The 20,374-nt window shown below is 30.3% G+C and carries 13 protein-coding genes; 8 read left to right on the forward strand and 5 right to left on the reverse strand.

Translation table 11 applies throughout. The annotated features are described in order from the left end of the window. Positions 1-95: 95 nt before the first annotated feature. A complete protein-coding gene (locus B3040_RS13265) occupies positions 96-1,151 on the reverse strand; it encodes a cell division protein FtsZ (protein WP_291574062.1) in 1,056 nt (351 codons plus the stop codon). A 159-nt stretch (positions 1,152-1,310) separates the two neighbouring features. Between B3040_RS13265 and B3040_RS13270 the strand changes: the two genes are divergently transcribed. The 3 genes from B3040_RS13270 (at position 1,311) to B3040_RS13280 (ending at position 5,831) form a co-directional block, all read left to right on the forward strand. Continuing rightward, entirely contained in the window at positions 1,311-2,147 is an 837-nt protein-coding gene (locus B3040_RS13270; RefSeq protein ID WP_291574064.1) for a helix-turn-helix domain-containing protein, read from the forward strand. A 657-nt stretch (positions 2,148-2,804) separates the two neighbouring features. Then, positions 2,805-4,082 carry a serine--tRNA ligase gene (gene serS, locus B3040_RS13275; protein WP_291574066.1) on the forward strand — a complete coding sequence of 426 codons (1,278 nt, stop codon included), beginning with the start codon at positions 2,805-2,807 and terminating at the stop codon, positions 4,080-4,082. Positions 4,083-4,427: 345 nt separating this feature from the next. Further along, complete coding sequence (locus B3040_RS13280) at positions 4,428-5,831, forward strand: L,D-transpeptidase family protein (protein WP_291574068.1); 1,404 nt, start codon at positions 4,428-4,430, stop codon at positions 5,829-5,831. 281 nt (positions 5,832-6,112) lie between these two features. On the opposite strand, the gene B3040_RS13285 is transcribed toward B3040_RS13280, so the two are convergent. Further along, complete coding sequence (locus B3040_RS13285; protein ID WP_291574070.1) at positions 6,113-7,165, reverse strand: P1 family peptidase; 1,053 nt, start codon at positions 7,163-7,165, stop codon at positions 6,113-6,115. 287 nt (positions 7,166-7,452) lie between these two features. On the opposite strand from B3040_RS13285, the gene B3040_RS13290 reads away from it, so the two are divergent. Next, entirely contained in the window at positions 7,453-7,635 is a 183-nt protein-coding gene (locus tag B3040_RS13290; RefSeq protein WP_291574072.1) for a DUF4177 domain-containing protein, read from the forward strand. A 142-nt stretch (positions 7,636-7,777) separates the two neighbouring features. Here B3040_RS13290 and B3040_RS13295 read toward each other — a convergent pair whose 3' ends face one another. Further along, positions 7,778-7,990, reverse strand: coding sequence for an EscE/YscE/SsaE family type III secretion system needle protein co-chaperone (locus B3040_RS13295; RefSeq protein ID WP_017415076.1), 213 nt, complete (start codon positions 7,988-7,990; stop codon positions 7,778-7,780). Between the two features lie 765 nt (positions 7,991-8,755). Between B3040_RS13295 and B3040_RS13300 the strand changes: the two genes are divergently transcribed. Together B3040_RS13300 and B3040_RS13305 are read left to right on the forward strand one after the other, a co-directional pair. Next, positions 8,756-10,153 carry an NCS2 family permease gene (locus B3040_RS13300; protein WP_291574075.1) on the forward strand — a complete coding sequence of 466 codons (1,398 nt, stop codon included), beginning with the start codon at positions 8,756-8,758 and terminating at the stop codon, positions 10,151-10,153. A gap of 323 nt (positions 10,154-10,476) precedes the next feature. Beyond that, a complete protein-coding gene (locus tag B3040_RS13305; protein ID WP_291574078.1) occupies positions 10,477-12,588 on the forward strand; it encodes an ABC transporter permease in 2,112 nt (703 codons plus the stop codon). Between the two features lie 52 nt (positions 12,589-12,640). On the opposite strand, the gene uvsE is transcribed toward B3040_RS13305, so the two are convergent. Next, on the reverse strand, positions 12,641-13,888 hold the full coding sequence (gene uvsE, locus B3040_RS13310; protein ID WP_291574081.1) for a UV DNA damage repair endonuclease UvsE: 1,248 nt from the start codon (positions 13,886-13,888) through the stop codon (positions 12,641-12,643). Between the two features lie 482 nt (positions 13,889-14,370). Between uvsE and B3040_RS13315 the strand changes: the two genes are divergently transcribed. Then, positions 14,371-16,821 carry a putative bifunctional diguanylate cyclase/phosphodiesterase gene (locus B3040_RS13315; RefSeq protein ID WP_291574083.1) on the forward strand — a complete coding sequence of 817 codons (2,451 nt, stop codon included), beginning with the start codon at positions 14,371-14,373 and terminating at the stop codon, positions 16,819-16,821. A gap of 292 nt (positions 16,822-17,113) precedes the next feature. Further along, on the forward strand, positions 17,114-19,690 hold the full coding sequence (locus B3040_RS13320) for a WG repeat-containing protein (protein ID WP_291574085.1): 2,577 nt from the start codon (positions 17,114-17,116) through the stop codon (positions 19,688-19,690). A 210-nt stretch (positions 19,691-19,900) separates the two neighbouring features. Here the strand turns inward: B3040_RS13320 and B3040_RS13325 are convergent, their stop codons facing one another. Continuing rightward, the gene (locus B3040_RS13325) at positions 19,901-20,356 is read right to left on the reverse strand and encodes a spore coat protein (protein WP_291574087.1); all 456 of its coding nucleotides are present in this window, start codon (positions 20,354-20,356) and stop codon (positions 19,901-19,903) included. Positions 20,357-20,374 lie beyond the last annotated feature (18 nt).

The raw sequence follows: 20,374 nt of genomic DNA on the forward strand, positions 1-20,374 counted from the left end.
ACAGACTTATTTACACACTCCTGAAAATAATAATAAGCATATTCATTTAAGACTTAAGGTATACTATTATTTATAATTTATTCATAGGAGCATTTTTAAAATGTATAATTATCTTCAAATAAATTGTTAAGCTCATTATCATTTAAAACATCTAACTCTTCAAGGTCATCTGTATTATTTGAATCTAATTCAATCATAACACTTCTTTTTTTATTTCTTGACAATTTTCTTTGATTCTTATCATCTAAGGCCATTTTTATTAATTTTATTGATTCAGTAGGGGTTTCACATCCACCAAGAACTACTATATTGTGTTTATCATTGTATGTTATATAGGTGCTTTTATAAACTTCAAATAACTTAGAAACCTCATATGGATCGTAACCATCAATTTTTAAATTAACACCTAGGTAATCACAATCATATACATCAGGTTGAACAAAAACGCTATTTTTTATGGCTAAATCAACTGCTGTTTTGGCATCCTTCAAACCATCATATAATTTCAAAACAAGACCAGAGCCATCTGCTGTATTTATTCTAAAAGAATCCTTATTATCGATACTACCATCAGCATGAATACCTGTTATATTATAGGATAAATCTAAACTCTCAATTACTTCATTATTTATTTCTTTATATGTATTTCGCTTGTTATTATCTACAAATTTAACATCATTTATTAAATTCATTATACTATTTATATCGTTCCAACATTCTAGAGTGTTTTTAAAGGCTAATTCATCCTCTTTTAAGCTAGGTAGGATAGCTACTACATTAATTTTAGAATTTGGTAATGCTTTTTTTGCAATTTGTATAAAGGTTTTTATTGCTCCAGAACCTGTTCCCCCAGCCATAGTTGTAAATATTACAATTGATTCTGTTATAGGATACTTTCTTAATAATAGCCCTATAGAGTTAGCATTATCTTTTATCATGTCTTTAGATTTATTTCTATCTCTTCCTGAACCATCTGTTCCTGGATAAATATATACATTTTTACCTATATGTGCATTTTTTAATGGCTTAATATCAAACAAGCTACTATTTAAAAATAAGCCGTTGTATCTTGGGTTTTTACTTAATAATCCATCTACTATATTTCCAGCACCTTGACCTAATGAAACTAATAACATTTTACCTTTTTCCATAACTAATCTCCCTTATCATATTATCTAGTAGTATTATCGAAAAAAATTATAACAACATTACACTTTATATAATTTTTACGTAATTTTTCATAATATTTCATTTATCACTTAAGTTTAAGTTTGTTAACTCGAAAAAAGAAGGGGGGGAGGAATAATTATATGGATTATAACACTAAGTATATAGATGCAGAAAATGTTACTTATAAAATTCAGAATAAAAAAAGAGGAGAAATATCTTACTATTCTATTGAACAAGTTTCTGATTTGTTAAATGAGGATATTAGTAATATCAAATACTACACAAAATTATTTGATGATCTCTTAAAAATTGAAATAGTTGGTAAGGAATTACGTTATACTAATGTTGATGTTGATAGATTAGAATTTTTGATAAAGTTAAAGAATAGAGGGATGTCACTTAAGGAAATTCAAGATTATTATAATATATTACCCTTAAATGATGTTGAATTTCAGGGGAGTGAAAGTAACTTGTTGTCTGTTGAAGAGCTTATTGACTCAATAAAAAAAGAAAATCAAATTCAACTTAATGATTTTAAGGCTCAACTAATCCATGATATAAAAAAGGACAATTTATTATATCTAGAAAAAATTATATCAACAATTATCGAAGCTCAAAATAAAGGGTTTCAGCAGTTAAAGGAAGAATTAACTAATGAAATTAAAGAAAAATTGAATAAAAAGTTTGATGAAGTTAATGAAACTAATATAAGTTTAAATAATAAATTTATTAATAATACCACTGAGTTTATATCTGGAAAAATAGATACAAAAAATGATGAATTAAGAACTGCTTTTCACAATGACTTTAGTAAATTCAATGAATTAGCTAATACAAACAATGAGCGTCTAATAAAAGAAGTTAAAGATTTTAAAAGAGTTATGCAAGAAGCTTACTATACTCAATATGATATAGCCATGGAAAATGCTAATAATAGTTTTATTAATAAATTAGCTCAATTACTTAAACGTAAGTAGATTTATATATTTAAGCTTTATTTGACAGTAGCTACTTTGATATAAATAACATCTAATAAACTGAGATTACTTATTTGTTTTATCAAAAGTTCTTATAGTGAATTATTAATAAGATTAGTCCTAATAATCATCTCATAGTAAGAAATAAGTTTTCTTTTATACATAGATTTATTTGCATTGTGAAATGATTAGAAACCCTCGGTCATGGTAAATAATATAAAGATAGTCTAATGTAGCAAGGAAAACAAATAAAGCATTAAAAAAAGGTTATAATAAATGATAAAATATGATATTATATTAGATAATAAATGATAAGTTATGTAGTTACTTAGAACTTTTTATAAGCTTAAATAATCAACACAAAATTTTACATAAAAGAGCAGCTGTGATGAAAGCTACGATTTTAAACTTTCTTCAGAGAGTCCATGGGTGGTGTGAATGGATGAAAGGTAAAATCTCTCCACTTTTGGAGCTGCCGGTGATGAATCGAAAGGCTAGTAACCTTTATCTGACTATATCGAGTGGCTGGATTAATTATTATTTCAGCAATTTGGGTGGCAACGCGGTGTACTTCCGTCCCATTTATATGTGGGATGGGAGTTTTTTGTTTTATAATTTTATAATAATAAATTTTAATTTTAATCAGGAGGGAATTTTATGTTAGATTTAAGATTTGTAAGGGAAAACCCAGAAATAGTTAAGCAAAATATAATAAATAAATTTCAACACAACAAGTTGGGTTTAGTAGATGAGGTAATTGCTTTGGATGCTCAGCATAGAAGTGCAAAACAAGAAGCTGAAGCTTTAAGAGCTGGAAGGAATAAAATTTCCAAGGAAATAGGTAAACTAATGGCCCAGGGAAAAAGAGAAGAAGCAGAAGAATTGAAAAAGAAGATAAATACAGATGCCCAGCGTTTAGCTGAGCTGGAAGTAAAAGAAGATGAACTAGATAAAAAGGTTAAGGATATTTTAATGGCAATTCCAAATATAATTCATCCAAGTGTGCCTGTTGGAAAAGATGATAGTGAAAATGTAGAGATTCAACGTTATGGAGAGCCTATTGTACCTGACTTTGAAATTCCATATCACACTGAAATTATGGAGAAGTTAAAGGGTATCGATTTAGATAGTGCTAGAAAAGTTGCAGGTAGTGGTTTTTATTACTTTATGGGTAACATTGCTAGACTTCATTCTGGGATTATTTCCTATGCCAGAGATTTTATGATAGATAGAGGTTTCACTTACTGTATACCACCTTTTATGATTCGTAGCGAAATTGCAACAGGAGTAATGAGTTTTGCAGAAATGGATGCCATGATGTATAAGGTTGAGGGTGAAGATTTATATTTAATTGGAACTAGTGAGCATTCTATGATAGGTAAATTTATTGATACAATTTTACCTGAGAGCTCTTTGCCACAAACCTTGACTAGTTACTCTCCTTGTTTTAGAAAGGAAAAAGGTGCCCATGGACTTGAGGAAAGAGGAGTTTATAGAATTCATCAATTTGAGAAACAAGAGATGATTGTTGTATGTAAGCCTGAAGAAAGTATGATGTGGTATGATAAAATGTGGAGGTATACAGTGGATTTATTCCGCTCTTTAAACATACCAGTTAGAACTTTAGAATGTTGTTCTGGAGACTTAGCAGACTTAAAAGTAAAATCAGTAGATGTGGAAGCATGGTCACCTAGACAAAAGAAGTATTTTGAGGTTGGAAGTTGTTCTAACTTAGGAGATGCACAGGCTCGTCGTCTTAAAATTCGTGTAGAAGGTGAAAATGGAAAGTACCATGCACATATCTTAAATAATACAGTGGTAGCGCCACCGAGAATGCTAATTGCATTTTTAGAGAACAACTTAAATGAAGATGGTTCAATAAATATTCCAGCTGCATTACAACCATATATGGGTGGAATGACAACAATAAGATAAGAAAAACCATAGTGTAGGAGAGAAAACTTCCTATACTATGGTTTTTTTATATGATTTTAAAGAAAGGCATAAGTGTTAGGTTTGTTGAAATAAAAAGCTTAGTAAAATGATAAGTTTCTTATTTTTGTCTAAAAAATTTTAAATAACTGTGATCTGTTAGCTTATAAATTTTTAATTTTCGTTCTTATAAAAAATTTCTTAAGAGTTAAACTAATTATTTTCACAAGTACAAGTAAAAAATTTAATATTACAATATTCTCTTAAGTTTTAAAGTTAAAAGTACAAGCATATATTAGAGAGTAATTATTTTAAAAAATGTATTTTTGGCGAAAGGTATAAACCAATATGAAGAATCTTAGTGTAAAGAATTTTTTAAAAGGCAAAGCATTAGGAAATGTTGTTATTGCAATAGGCTTAATTATGCTACTATACATACTTATTTCCATATATTTTGCTAAGCATTTCTTTTTTAATACAGTAATAAATGGAGTAGAATTATCACTAAAAGCACATAGCGATGCTAATGGAATAATTAGAAATTATGCCAAAGATTATAAATTACAGTTAATAGAAAGAAATAATGAAATAGAAGAAATACAAGGAAAAGATATAGGGATGCTTTATAATGAACAAAATAGCATTTCTAAAGTTTATGAAGCACAAAAACCTATGAAATGGATATATTCTTTATTTAAGAAACAAAAATACAATGTAGAAGATTTGTTTAGCTTCAATGCAGAGGATTTAGAAAGCAAAATAATCGGACTAAACTGTTTGAATAAAAACATTATAGAGCCAAAAAATGTAAGTTTTAAATATTCCAATGGGTCTTATGAGGTAATTGAAGAGGTTTATGGAAATAAAATAATCAAGGATAAGTTAATTGAAATAATAAAAACCAGCATAGTAAAAGGGGAAAGAAAGTTAGATTTAGACCAAAATCAATGCTACGAAAGTCCAAAATATGTTGCAGGATCTGATAAGGCACTTCAAACTAAGAACTTGCTAGATAAATATATAAGGACAAAGGTAAAGTATTTATTTGATAAGAACAATGAGATTTTAGATGAAGGCCTAATAAGTCAATGGTTAAGCATTGATGAGAATTTAGATGTAGTAATCGATAAAAAAGCAGTTTTTCAATATGTGTTAGAGCTTAGTAAAAAATATGATACAGTTGGAACTGTAAGAAAAATAAAGACTTCCCTAGGAAAAACCGTAGAAGTTAAGGGTGGATTTTATGGATGGAAGATTAATATATCTTCTGAAACGAAGGCTTTACTAGAAAGTATAAACAAGGGAGATGCAGTTGAAAGAGAACCAGTATATACGCAAAGGGCTATAACTAGAGAGGAAAATGATATAGGGAATACTTACGTAGAAATTAATATAACAAGGCAGCACTTATGGTTCTATAAAAATGGGAAACTGGTGACTCAAGGTGCTGTAGTAACTGGAAACCCCAATAGAGGGAATGCTACAAATGTTGGAATCTATATGCTAAATTACAAGGAAAAGGATTCTACTCTTAGGGGCGCAAATTATGAAGCAGAGGTCACCTATTGGATGCCTTTTAATGGGAACATAGGCATACATGATGCCAGTTGGAGATATTCCTTTGGTGGGGAAATATATAAAAATAATGGAACTCATGGCTGTGTTAATGCTCCCAAATACTTAGCTAAAACTATTTTTGAGAATATAGAACCAGGTACCCCTATTATTTGCTATGAAGAAGAGAAGTTATAATAACAGAAGAGATTATAATAGCTAAAACTCTATTGGAGTTTTACCTGTAGAAGTTATTGGGGAAAATAGGTAAGACTGTAGGAACATTAGAAAAGTTTAATTATTAATATAAGAGGTTGCGTCAATATATTTCTATGCAAAATACTTTGACACAACCTTTGCTTATTTAAGCTTTATAGACCTACATATATAGATTTTGTAAAAAAACATTTTAGGGTTAGGTAAAGTAAAGTGAGCTATTCAAAGCATATGTCCATGCATTTCTAGGGAACTGAATTTGTTTAAGTTAAGTATTCAATAAATTCCTTCAAGGAATATTTCATATGTTCATTTCTGCCAAGGGTAGTATCAGCACAAATAAGTGAATTCAAAATAGCTTCTTCTATACTTTCAGCAGTAGCTTTGAAAACTAAATCTATTTTATTGTCACTTAAAATCTTCATGTCGCAGATAGCCTTTTCTTCATAATGACTAACCTTATTAGCGGTTGAAAAGCCAATAACAATATCTCCACTTCCATTTCCAATGAAGGAACCTGTTCTTGAAAGTCCTACAACTGCATGTTTGCATACTCTTTTAAGTTGTCTTTCACTAAGGGGTATATCAGTAGCAATTATCATAATAATAGATCCCTTATCTCCTTCCTCACTTCTTTTAGCGAGTAAAGAGTTTATTTTTTCACCAGCTTTAATTCCGTTTATTAAGAGCTCTTCTCCAATACCAAAATTGGATAACACTAGGCTTCCAAGAATATATTTTTTATTATCTAAGGGGATAACTCTTGAAGCTGCTCCAATACCTCCTTTAACACCAAGGCAGCACATACCAGTACCAGCACCTACCGAACCCTCTTCAAATTCTACATCAGCCTTTTTTATAGCTTCTAGTACATGAGATTTTTCAACTACTCTTTTTCTTATACTATTTAAATAACCATCATTACACTCACAAACAATAGGATTTATAGTACCAGTTGTAGTACCAATATCCTGATTTCCCTCTAGCATATAGTCTAAAACTCCATCAAAAGCAGTTCCAATACTTAAGGTATTAGTTAAAACTATAGGACTTTCAATGGTGCCTAATTCATCTATTTGAATCAGTCCCATAGATTTTCCAAAACCATTTATAACATAACTAGATGCCATAACTTTTTCCTTAAAAAGATTGCCACTATGAGGTAGTAAAGCTGTTACCCCAGTTTTAATTTCACCACTATTTAGAGTAATGTGGCCAACTTTTATTCCGTCTACATCTGTAATAGAATTTAGTTTTCCCGGAAGCATTCTTCCAATTGATACTCCATAATCTCTAATTCTTTTTTGATTTTTCATAACAATCCCACCCAACATACCTGTAATATAGTTATATTGTACCATGATATAGGGGGAGAAGGTAAAAACTTATTTTATTTATTAGTAACATGGGTTAGTGACTTAAGATATGTGGATATAGTGGACCTGGAATAAAATTTAAACATCTATATTTTAGTTGGGATAAAGAGTAACTTTAAAGGTTATTTCAATATTATGATGAATATTATATAATTATCAACACCTTTAGAAAAATGAGGATTCTTTAGATGTTGAATTTAACTTAAGTAAGTTAGGGGGAGATTCTTATGTATGAGTACAAATATGTTAAGTGTTCTATGGGGGGAATGTTTACAGGAGATAATCACCAAGAAATCATTAATGAATTTGCAAAGCAGGGGTGGAGGCTTATTCAAATTTTACCTTTATATTATAGCTTAGAAGGAAGAGGCAAGGACTTTGAAATTATCTTTGAGAGAGAGATAAGGTAAAAGAAGATAGGCAGAAGCAGCTAGAAAATTATTATAAAAGTAAGTGCATTATAAAACACATAAAAAAGTAACGATGCATCTCAAAATGAGACTAATAAAAATGGAACTAGGTGCTAATACACCTAGTTCCATTTTTGTTACATTATTCTTGGTAGTTAGAAAGTGTGTTATTAACTGATTGCATTGCATTTTCTACAGAGCTAAGTGTGCTTTGTATTTTTTCTCTGTTTTCTGGTTTCTCAACAGATTGTAAAGCTTGGTTTAAGCAACTTGAAGCACTTTGAAGATGGTTTTGTACATCTTGAACATGTTGTTTAGCATTTTTTCCTTGGTTGTTTCCTTGATTGTTTTGCATGGGAATCTACCTCCTAAAAATTTAAATTTAAGAAATGAAGTGAAATAATTATTACTAAATCCATTTCTTATAATATTGGTGTTAACTCTCCCTAGAGTTTTTACTGAAGTAAAAAGTTTAGCAAGCATTAACTACAATCTTATTATTAGTTTTTAACTTAAAAAAATACTTGGTAACTTTAATTTGTTAAGGAAAAAATGTTGAATTAATAATTATTTTGTCAAATAACCTAACTAATTGTGGAAAGAACTCTTGTTAATCAGTGGTTAAACTATCTTAACAAAAAAATAAATTATCATAGAATCCTAAAGTTTATAGCCTTAAAAGAATTAGAAATACTAAGGTTGCATCAAGTGTGAAGTCTTAACAAAAACTTTAAAAAGTATATTTAAGTAGTTATATGTATGTAGGAAAATGAATATAAATAGAATTAAATGGAAAATAAAAATTTTTACATGATAAGTTACAATATTAGCTTTATGCTGGAGAAATATTCTAAGTTACCGTAAATTGAAAAAATGCAAATTGAAATCACCATTTAAGAACAACTTCTATAAAGTCTATGAACTTAAGAATTTGGCTAATAAGATAAGAATTACTTATGTGAGTACTTAATTAAAGGTACAAATACATAGACAACCTAGTTAACAAATAATTAACGAACAATATATATTGATTTATTTCAAATGTTCGTGTATAATTCAATGTGTAGTTCGGATTTATTGTAATTAGTATTGTTAATATTAAAAAAGGTAGGTGTTCTTGATGGATAAGTTCTTTAAACTAAAGGAAAATGGTACAGATATTAAAACAGAATCATTAGCTGGATTAACTACGTTCCTTACAATGGCATATGTTATTTTTGTTAATCCAATAATTTTATCTCAGGCAGGAATGGACAAGGGTGCAGTATTTGTAGCAACAATTCTTGCAGCGGTAATTGGAACCTTTATTATGGGGTTTGTAGCTAATGTTCCTTTTGCATTAGCACCAGGTATGGGACTTAATGCATTCTTTACTTTTACCGTAGTTTTTGGCTTAGGCTTTACATGGCAACAGGCTTTAGCAATGGTATTCATCTGTGGTATTGTAAATATCATAATTACAGTTACTAACATAAGAAAAATGATAATAGTAGCTATACCAGAATCACTTCAATATGCAATTAGTGGTGGTATAGGGTTATTTATAGCATATATAGGCGTTAAACAAGCTCACTTCCTCCAATTTACTGGAGAAGCAGTAAACAAGGTTGCGGCTTTAGGTGAAGGCGGAGTATTCCAAGATGTGGTTCCAGCTATCGTTAACTTTAAGGATCCAGTAGCTCAACTTGCATTAATAGGTCTTATAATTACAATAGTTCTTATGATATTAGAAGTTAAGAGTTCAATTCTTGTAGGAATACTAGCAACAACAGTTATAGGAATTTTCTTTGGAGTTACTCAAGTTCCAGCATCAGGAGTTATGAACTTTGATGTTCCAAGTCTTAGTCCAACACTATTTAAACTAGACTTTGTAGGATTGTTTTCAGATCCAGGAAAAATATTTGTAGCATTAACAACAATATTTGCCTTTTCTTTAACTGATACTTTTGACACTATAGGAACCTTCTTAGGTGCTGGAAAGAAATCAGGAATATTTGATAATAATGAAGATTATTCTTTAAATAAAAATGGCAAAGGTTTTTCATCAAAGTTGGAGAGAGCATTATTTGCTGATGCAACAGCAACATCAATTGGTGCATTACTTGGAACAAGTAACACAACTACTTATGTAGAGAGTACTGCGGGTATAAGCCAAGGTGGAAGAACTGGTCTTGCTTCAGTAGTAACAGGAATATTATTCTTACTATGCTTATTCATAGCACCAATAGCAGGAATGGTTCCAGGTGCAGCAACAGCTCCTGCGTTAATAGTTGTAGGTATATTAATGGCTGAGTCTCTTCAAAAAATAGAATGGTCAGATTTAGAAATTGCAATACCAGCATTCTTTACTATAGCATTTATGCCATTCACATATAGCATTACAAATGGTGTAGCAGCTGGATTCATATTCTATTGCATAGCTAAGGTGCTAAAGAAAAAAGGTAAGGAAGTGCACCCAATTCTTTATATTGTAACTGGACTATTTATATTAAGTTATGTAATTTCAGCAATGGTTTAAATTTAAAGGTGTCTCATTAAATTGAGGCACCTTATATTTTTTTGCATAAGTTTATATTTTGAGATTTAACTCCCTATATTAAGATAAACATAGTATAATTTTATATATAAGTATATTACGGATTAATTGAAATATAAAGAACGTAGGAAAGTAGCATCGTTAATAGCTAGTTTCTTTTTAATTATTTAAATAATAGTTAGCTTTATCATAGTTTTAAGGAGATATAGCTCAACAAGTTAACTAAAGGAAGTTGACTATTTAGGATAAGTAAAAAAGAAAAGCTGTAATTTATATAGAATTGGCAGCTTAATTATGGGGGGAAAATGAAGAATAGAGTTTTATTAATAAGTATCAGGTATTTATCTATAATCCTAATTATTTTTACAATGATTTTATATAATAAAACCTTGATTAGCATGTTTTCAGTAGGAATAATTTTGTTATACATAATAAATAATCAGGTCAGGTTTTTTAACTTTCAGCAAAAGGAAGTATGTCTTATTTTATCTATATTATTAGAATGGTTAATTGCTTATATTTCTTTTGCTCATCATGGCGGAATGTTATTCTTTTATTTTCTACCCTCAGTTCTTGATGGAGCCTTCTTTCTAAAAGAATACAAAGCTAAGATGTTTTCTTTTTTAGCAATTATAGCTGTAGTAGTTATTGGAAGAAATATAGCTAGCAGGGAACTACTTATAACAACCTTTTCTTTAATCACTCTTATTGCCTTAAGTAATTATATCAAAGAAGAAGTCCAAGGAAAGTTAAAGGCCCAGGAGCTTTATGATAAGCTTAGAATTTCAGAAGAGGAACTAAAAAAGGCAAAAGAAGATATAGAAGCTTATGCAAGTTCTATTGAAGAGCTTACTCTGCTAAGGGAGAGAAATAGGATTTCTAGGGAAATTCATGATAGTGTAGGACATAGCTTATCTACAGCAATAATTCAGCTTGGAGCCATTGAAAAGATGGCAAAAACTAATGGAGAAATGGCTTCAACTTTAGCAAAAAATTTAGGGGATTTTGTGAAGGAAAGTCTTCAAGAGGTAAGAGGAGCGGTAAGAGCCTTGAAACCTCGTGAATTTGAAAAATATGAAGGCATACTTGCAATTGAAGAGCTGGTGAAAAACTTTCAAAAGCTTACAGGGGTTAAGGTGAATCTAAGGTATTCAAAGCAAAGTTGGAACTTAAACTCAGATCATTCCTTTGTGATATATAGAGTTATACAAGAATTTATGTCTAATTCCTTAAGACATGGAAAGGCCACAGAAATTAGCATATTCATGCACTTTAATCAGGATAATTTAATAATAACCTTAAGAGATAATGGAGTTGGAACACAGAGGGTTACTAAGGGCATAGGCCTTCAAAGTATATGGGAAAGAGTAAAGGAACTTAGAGGAGAAATATCCTATGATACAGAGATAAATAAAGGTTTTAATCTAAAAGTTGTGTTACATCCTAATGATACCCATGAGACTAGTAATGTAGCCTTTGCAGTGGAGGATAGAGGGGAATATGGACATAAATTTTTAGAAAAGGTACAGGCTAATGGAAGTAAATCCATTTTTAGTTCTAAAGAGCAAGCTCTAGAAGCTCTTAGAAAAAATAATGTATTAGCAGTTTATATAATACCTGAAAATTTTACAGAAGAAATTAACAAAGGAATAAAACCAGAAATTCAAAGCTTTAAAAGGGAAGAAGGAAATGGTACTTCCTTTATTGAGGCCACTATGGAAGAGGAGCTTATTAAACTTACTAAAGCAAAATTTCTTTCTAGCAAAGGGATTATAAATGGAGAGGAGGAAATAAGCACCACTATAAAGATTAAAGAAGAGAAAATTCAAGGTAAAAACCAGGTTCTATATATGATAATTTTAATGATTACAAGCTTTATTTTATTCTCTGCCAACTCTGTAGGAACTGAGCTGATAAGCATGAAAAAGCAAAAGGTTTTATTTAGATCTATTACTACCTCAAATACAGGCTATGAAATTATGGGGGGCCTATATTTAGGTTTCTTCCTAGTGCAAGCTATCATATATATGGCTGTGCTGTTCATACAAAAGGTATTTTTAGGATTTAGTTTTGAAGGATTACTTCCTATACTTCTTATAAATATGCTACTCACTGTGTTAATTTCTGTTAGTATAGGTTTAGCAGTTACTAGAGTAGTGGAAAATGAAGGAGTAGCTGCACTTATAATAAATCTATTTGGCATAATAACTACCTTTGTTAGCATGGCTGCTACAGTTATGGCAGGAGATAATATGCCACAAATTATAAAAAGCATAGGTAAATTCACTCCACAGTACTGGGTAATAAACAGTATGGATACAGGAACATTATTTCCTAATGCCATAATTTTGGCCTTAATGGCAGCTGCAGTGTTTACAGCAGGTAGCTTTAGAATAAGAAGTTTCGTGAATAAATAAGAAAATATCCTAGAGAATTTAATCATTCTCTAGGATATTTCTATTCAACTAATTAATATATAAAATAGTAAGATTTATTTAAGTAATCTATATCATATTTTAAGCATAGTCGTTTTAAGGTTCCCTTAATTTTAGCTCTATTTTTTATTGGGTCTTCTAGCAAAGCAAAGAAAGCCTCTTTTTCTTTTGGAGTGACTTTATCCTTTAGATACCCATAAACATGATTAACTCCGTTAATAAAGTTTCCTTCATTGAAGGGAAGAGATAGGGCGGTATCAATAGCTTTATATACTTCTTTCATGGAAGAAGTTGAATTCACAACATTACTACACTTTTTATACTCCAAGTAATTTTTCTCCATAACAGAGTACTTATACTTTGCCCACTGAGTATATTTTACAGAAGATTTTAAGGAAGATTTTAATAAATTTACACATTTAATAGCAGAGATTTCCTTATCTTTAACCTCAAGCATAATATCAATAGGGAGCTTTTCTAAACTTTCTATATAATTTAAAAAGTTTTCACTAATTACAAATTGAGAGTGTGCTCCATTTTTCTTTTCTAAATCTTGATCTGAGTAATGAACTTTCATCTTCCCATCTTCCTTTTTCCAAGTAGTACTTACCTTTTTAAGAATTTCTTCAAAGGTTAATGAGCATGGATTTATCTTGTGGTGAAGATTATCAAATACAGCAGGTATATTTAATTCCTTGCATATACTGAGCACATCTTCAAGCGTATAACTTTTATCATCATTTTCAATAACTAATCTTTTTTGTGCTGATGCAGATAGTCTTTTAAAATTATCAATAAATCGTCTTGTGGATAGATACTTATCACCATAAACTCCACCCACATGAAGAATAATTTTATTTGTATAATCCACTCCAAGGGAATCTAAGAAGTTACAATGATATTCTATGTCACTTATACTTTTTATGACTACATCTTCATTAGGAGAATTAAGCACTGTGTATTGCCCAGGGTGCATGGAAACTCTTAGCTTGTGAAGTTTTATATAAGCTCCGCAAGTTAAGAGCTCTTCCTTAAACATATCCCACCATTTAAGGGTATTTATGCTGTGGCTTCCGAAGGGAATAATGTCTGAACTTATTCTAAACATATATATGCTATTTTCTACATTCCATTTTAAGATACTCATTAAATCATCTAAGTTATCTTTAACACATTGAAAAAATCTATCTTCATTAAAATTTTTCAGTATAAAACTCCTGGAGGTTTTAAAGGGAAGGGAAGAGGGTGTACAAGCATATCCAATTCTTATATTATCTAACATAATTTTATCACCTATTTAAGTTATAGTATTTTCACTTTAAGGGCAGCAATTTAAACCCAAAAATTTTTTTAATTCAAAGTTTGTCTCAGTGTTAAATTTCGATACACTAAATCCTTATATGTACATGTAGTAATAATGAATAGTTATGTGTTTTTTCTCAGTATAATATGTAATAACATATAAGTCTACAAGGGTTCACGTTATATTTATCTATAATTTAAACTAATGAACTTTCTTATTCTGTGCAAAACATAATACAGGTATAAGTGAATTTTGTTTTATATTTTCCATACTGAAACAAAGTACTAAATTTATTAGTATAATTTTATAGAGCTAAGTATAATTTGGAATAATTTTATAGATAAAATTACTTATTTATATTACAATAAAAGTAAATAATAAAAAGCAAATTTAATATAAAAAATAGCGGTAAAGTATTTATGGTTAAATAAGGGCTTATAATAGAGGATACATAGGATGGGATGGGAGAAAATATGGAAGGGTTAGAAGCAAAAAATAAAACTACTTTAGTACATATGACAACTATGACTTTTATAATTGTTTATTACAGCTTTTTACTAGCCTCAGGGGGAGTGTTGTCCCCATTGATGGGGAACTTACTTTCTTTTATTGGAATTTCAATAGCTGCAAGCATGGTATACAAAGCAGTGAGGCAGGGTAACAAAAATAAGGAATTTTGGATTCTAATATTATTAAGTACTATAAGTTACTTAATTGGAGATTTAGTATGGGCCTATGGAGAAATAATACTAAAGTCCAATATTGAACCTGTTAGTGCTACTAACTTACCCTATGCTATTTCCAGTTTATTATTATGTTCTTCTATTTGCTATGTAGCTTATAAGGAGAAAGATAAATGGAATAAAGTTCAATTAGCTGTTGACACCATAGCTATAACCATAGTATATATGTATATGGCTTGGATAATGTTATTGAAAAACATAGTTCCAAACTTACAGAGCTTTACTCAAGGTGAAATGTTTACTGCTGCTTATGTGGCTTTAGATTTTATTTTAATCACAACTGTTAGCATACTATTTTTTAGCAATGAAGAAAGATTTTTGTTAAACAAACCCTCCATAGTATATTTTTTAGGAAGTATAATTGTAGCTGTGGGAGACTTCATTTATTCCTATGAAATATTCTATAATAAGTATGTATCAAATGGAATATTAGACTCTATTTGGGTTATTGGATTTTTAGTTATAGGATATTCAGCTTTATGCGAAATACAACAAGATGAAACAAATAAAAAACAAAAGAGAGATAAAACTGTGAGATTAAGTAAAAATAAAAGAAAAGTATCATACATAATATTAACAATAATGGCAGTGATTTTAGCTATAACTATTAAAAGCTTAAAGTATAGTTTAGCAATTTTTATTATAATAGGTATTCATAAGATAATATCAAAGTATATAGGTATAGCTATAGAAAATCAAAGATTGCTTGTGAAACAACAGGAATTAAATAAATCCTTAAATCAAAAGGTTTCTGAGGCCGAGGTTCTAAACGAAAAATTACAAATAAAAATAAATGAGATAAATGAGTTTAACACCTTTTTAGAGAGAAAGGTAGAAGAAAGAACAGAGGAATTGACTATAAGAAATACTGAATTAGAGTTAATTTCTAAAGAAGATTCTCTAACGAAGCTACCAAATAGAAGATGGTTTTTAGATAACTTGGACAAGCTGATTTTAAAGTCAGAAAATTCCGATACAATTATAGGAGTAATGTTTATAGATCTAGATAGATTTAAAGCAGTTAATGATTGGTATGGACACGATGTAGGTGATATATTACTTAAGAAAGTAGCCATGCGGTTAAAAGCCCATGCACCTAAAGATGCAATGGTAGCAAGATTAGGTGGAGATGAGTTTGTAGTGGTAATACCTGATGCACCTAGTAAAAAGTATGTATTAGAAGTTACAAAACAAATTCAAAACTGTTTTAAAGAATCCTTTAGTATAAAGGAGTATAAGTTGGTAACTACTTTTAGCATTGGAATTTCCCTATACCCCTTTGATGGAAGAGAGCGTTCTATACTAATGAAATGTGCAGATATTGCAATGTACAGAGCAAAGGCCCTGGGGAAAAATAACTTTCAGTTCTATGATAACAAGGTTAAGGAAGAGGTATCTAAAAAACTTGAAATGGAGAATCTACTTAGAGATGCGGATTACGATGAAGAATTTATTCTCCATTATCAACCTCAGTGGGATTTAGAAGGAGATAAAGTTATTGGTCTTGAAGCTTTAATTCGGTGGAAGAGTCCTGCTCTTGGATTGGTATCCCCCGGAGACTTTATTCCAATAGCTGAGGAAATAGGAATAATAGACAAAATTGGAGAATGGGTTTTAAAAAGAGTTTGTGAAGAGGTAAAAGGGTTAAATACCACTTACCATATGGATTTAAAAATTGCGGTAAACATATCACCAAAACAATTTAATAACACTAACTTTATTGATGTGGTGAATAAAAACATAGAGGAAAGTGGAGTTGCACCTAAGTGGCTAGATATAGAGATAACAGAAGAAAGTGCTATGGGTAATGAGGAGAACATTATTGAAAAACTAATACACTTGAAGAATATCGGAGTAGAAATTTCTATAGATGATTTTGGTACAGGCTATTCTTCACTAAGTTATCTTAAAAAATTTTCAGTGGATAAATTAAAAATTGCTATGCCTTTCATAAGAGGCATTAAGGATCAACGAGAGGATTACCAAATTGTAAAAACTATAATAATGATGGCAAAAAGTTTAAACCTAAGAGTTATTGCAGAAGGAGTAGAAAGTTTAGGGGAGTCTGAAATACTTAAAGGATTAGGGTGTGATGAGGTACAGGGTTATTACTACGGCAAGCCTATGACTATGGAGGAAATAAAACAAAGATACCTTCAAGTTCAATAAAAAATATAGTTTAATTAATCAGATTAAGTTCTAGTTTTAGAAGGTTAGATAGGCAATGTCTAGCTGACTTTCATTTAGAACTTAATTTTTTTACTTTTTGTTAACTGAATTATTAGGATATTTATCTGGATAATTAGCTGATATAACTAGAAGTTTTATAGCTTAAATAAATCTATATTCTTTTCAACAACTATGGGAAAGTGAGATAGCAATGGGTGAAGTCAAAATACTTAAGGATCAGTAAAGTAATCACAAAATAAGCCTTTGAACATAAGATATTCTTAAGAGTAAAATGGGAAAGGATTATGTTATGTGGAGTGAAGTGAATTTATTTAACCTTGTAAAGAAGTTCTTGCCTAATAAAGCAGATATCATAATCATGGAAGGTCCATATAAAAAACCAGCAATTATAATGGCAGACATAGATGGGGATGGAAGAAAAGAAATAGTAGCAGCATATAAGCTAAAGAATGAAGCTTATTTAGTTATACTAAAGAATTACTACAATAGTTGGTATATGGAAAACAATATTAAAGGTAAAGGATATAATGTAACATATTTAAAAGCTGCGCCAGTAACCAGTAGTAAAACACCAGAGCTAATTGTCGGGTGGCAGATTGGAGCTATATGGTCTCGACTAAGCATTTTAAAGTGGAGTAATAAGCGGGTTAGGGAATTAATTAAAGATGAAATATATTTCTCTAAAATTGAAGTAGAACCTATGCCTAGTATTAAAGGTATAAATGGAACTGTAGAGATGGCTCTCTGGTCTCATGTTACAGGAGAGATATATGAGGTTAAGGTATACCGATGGAAAAGGGGGTACCTAAGGCCTGCTGTAGATGTTTATCCTTATTATTTCTCAAAAGTGGTATGGTACTATAAGATGAAATTAAGGGAAAATCCTGAGTTAGAACTTTTATGGTATTTCCTGGGTAATGCGCAATTTAAAGCTGGTATGTACCAGGAGGCACTATACTCCATTAAGGAAGCTTTAAATGGAAAAATCTCACCTTCTTATAAGAGTAAGTTAATGAGTATTAAAAGTGATATTGAGAATATGTTAGATAATGAAGATAAAGATGAAGGTTGTAATCATAGAGAAATTAACAGTGAGACTCAGAAAGTAGAAGCTAAAAAGGATATTAGGACTAATTTATATCCTGTAGCAACTAAGGAAATTGGGGGCACACTTTGGGGGTATATAGACTCAACTGGGGAGTTTATAATTGAACCCAAGTTTGATTATGCTATGGATTTTCAAGACAATGGTTTAGCTATAGTTGGAGTTAATAATCTTCAAGGGGCAATAGATAAAGAAGGAAGATATGTTATTGAACCAAAATATGAAAATGTAATTGGTTTTTCAGAGGGGCGAGGAGCGGTTATTGATAAAGAGGGTTTTAAAGTTATAAATGAAAAAGGAGAAATTTTAAACCCTAAAGCCTATAGCTTTATAGGAAGCTACAAAGATGGAAGAGCAGTATTTAGTGAAACAAATAAAGAAGGTAAATATGTATATGGATATTTAGATTTAGAAGGTAGGGAAGTAATACCAGCTAAATATGATTCCGCAGGAGACTTTGATAATGGCAAGGCTATAGCTAAAGTTAAGGAAAATCAATATGAGCTTATTGATAGCAATGGAAATATATTAAATTCATATGACTATTATTTTGTAGGGAATTCCAGTGATAATCTACTACCTTTTAGTAAGAATATCAACGACAAGTATGGATATATAAATGAAGAAGGAAGGGTAATTATAGAGCCACAGTTTCCATGGGCGGGCTCATTTAAGGAAGAAAGAGCTTTAGTTAATATGTCAGAGGATTATTTAAATAAGTACGGAGTTATAGATAAACAAGGGGATTTAATAATTGATCCTGAATATAACAATATAAGCTTTCTGGGAGAAAATAGAGTGTCCCTAGGAAAGGCTATTGACGAAGAAAAGCCTTATATGGGTTCTAAATTTGCTTTAGCAGATATAGATGGGAAAATACTTACAGATTTTATATTTAATAATATATTAGAGTTTAAGGAAGGCGTGGCATCTGCTACAGATGGGAAAAGCACTTTTTTCATAGGTTTAGATGGGAAAATTGAAGATAGTTTGCCAAAGGTTGAGGGTGAGGGAACTCTATTCTTGGAAGATGATATAATTAAGGCAAATATAGATTATAGAACCTTCTATTTAAATAAAAACGGTAAGGTAATCTGGAGTGAAGATAAAGTTATTCCATTAAATGAAAAGTATCAGGTTATGGAGGAAAAGTATAAGCCTAATAAAGATTATTTAGTTTATTATCCTAAAATTCAAGGTATTGAAGATAAAGAATTACAACAAGGTATAAATGATAAATTAAAGGAATTAGCTTTGGTTAAACCTGTTGATGCAAACATCCAACTTGATTCTAGTTATGTAGGGGATTTTTCAGTAGAATTTTTTAGAAAAAATCTCCTAGTTTTGGAGCTTGATGGCTATGAATACTATTTTGGAGCTGCTCATGGAATGCCTACTAAAGTTTATGTTCATATAAATCTTAGCAATGGGAACATTTATGAATTGAAGGATTTATTCAAGACAGATAGTAACTATCTACAGGTAATTAGCGATATAGTAGGTAAGCAAATAAAGGATATGGGAGAAAATTTTTATATATTCCCAGATACCTATAAGGGGATAAGAGAAAATCAACCCTTCTATGTAGATGAAAACAATCTATATGTTTACTTTACTCCTTATGAGATAGCAGCTTTTGCAGCAGGATTCCCAACTTTTAAAATACCCTTTACGGAGATTGCGAATATAATCAATACAGAAGGGGAGTTTTGGAGATCTTTTCATAATAATTTAAACGAGTAAATAAGTGGTAGCAATAGGAGGCAATAGGAGGCAAATAATTAAAGGTAACAAAAGGAAGCTGTTGTAAAATGTATATTTGTTAATTTTATATTATTAAAGCCATGGATATGAGAGGAATTATTTCTCAATTTATCCATGGCCTTTATATTATTCAGGACTTTTATGCATGATGCATAGTGCCTTTTTGCCTAAACTCAATTTTACTTATTTTTAGGAAGGATTATACCAACCTTTTGATTGCATTTCTTTAAATAAAGTTTCAGCATGACCTTGTTCCTCTTGTTGAATATGTTGAAGCTGTTTTCTTATGTTAGCATCTACAGACTCTAAAACAGCGGTATTATAGGAGCTTGAAACATGTTTTTCAGTGCTAAGAGCATCATTCAAAAGCTGAGCGTCAGTAATCCCTAAACTATTTTGGATATCTGATAAATCACCTTGGGGTTTATTATAGCTTTTAAATAGGCTATTAGAACTAGAACCATTTTGGCTTAACATGTTTTCAAGAGTAGTAGCATGTTGTTGTTCCTTACTTGCAAGATCTGTAAACACTTGTTTAATATGTGGATCGGATGCCATAGCAGCATATTGTTCATATTTTCTTATGCATAGATATTCAGCAGTTAAGTTATCTTCAATTAAAGTTTTTTCTTTATTGGTTAGCATTATTTAGGACTCCCTTCA

The organism is Clostridium sp. UBA4548, assembly GCF_002387895.1.
GTDB lineage: Bacteria > Bacillota > Clostridia > Clostridiales > Clostridiaceae > Clostridium_J.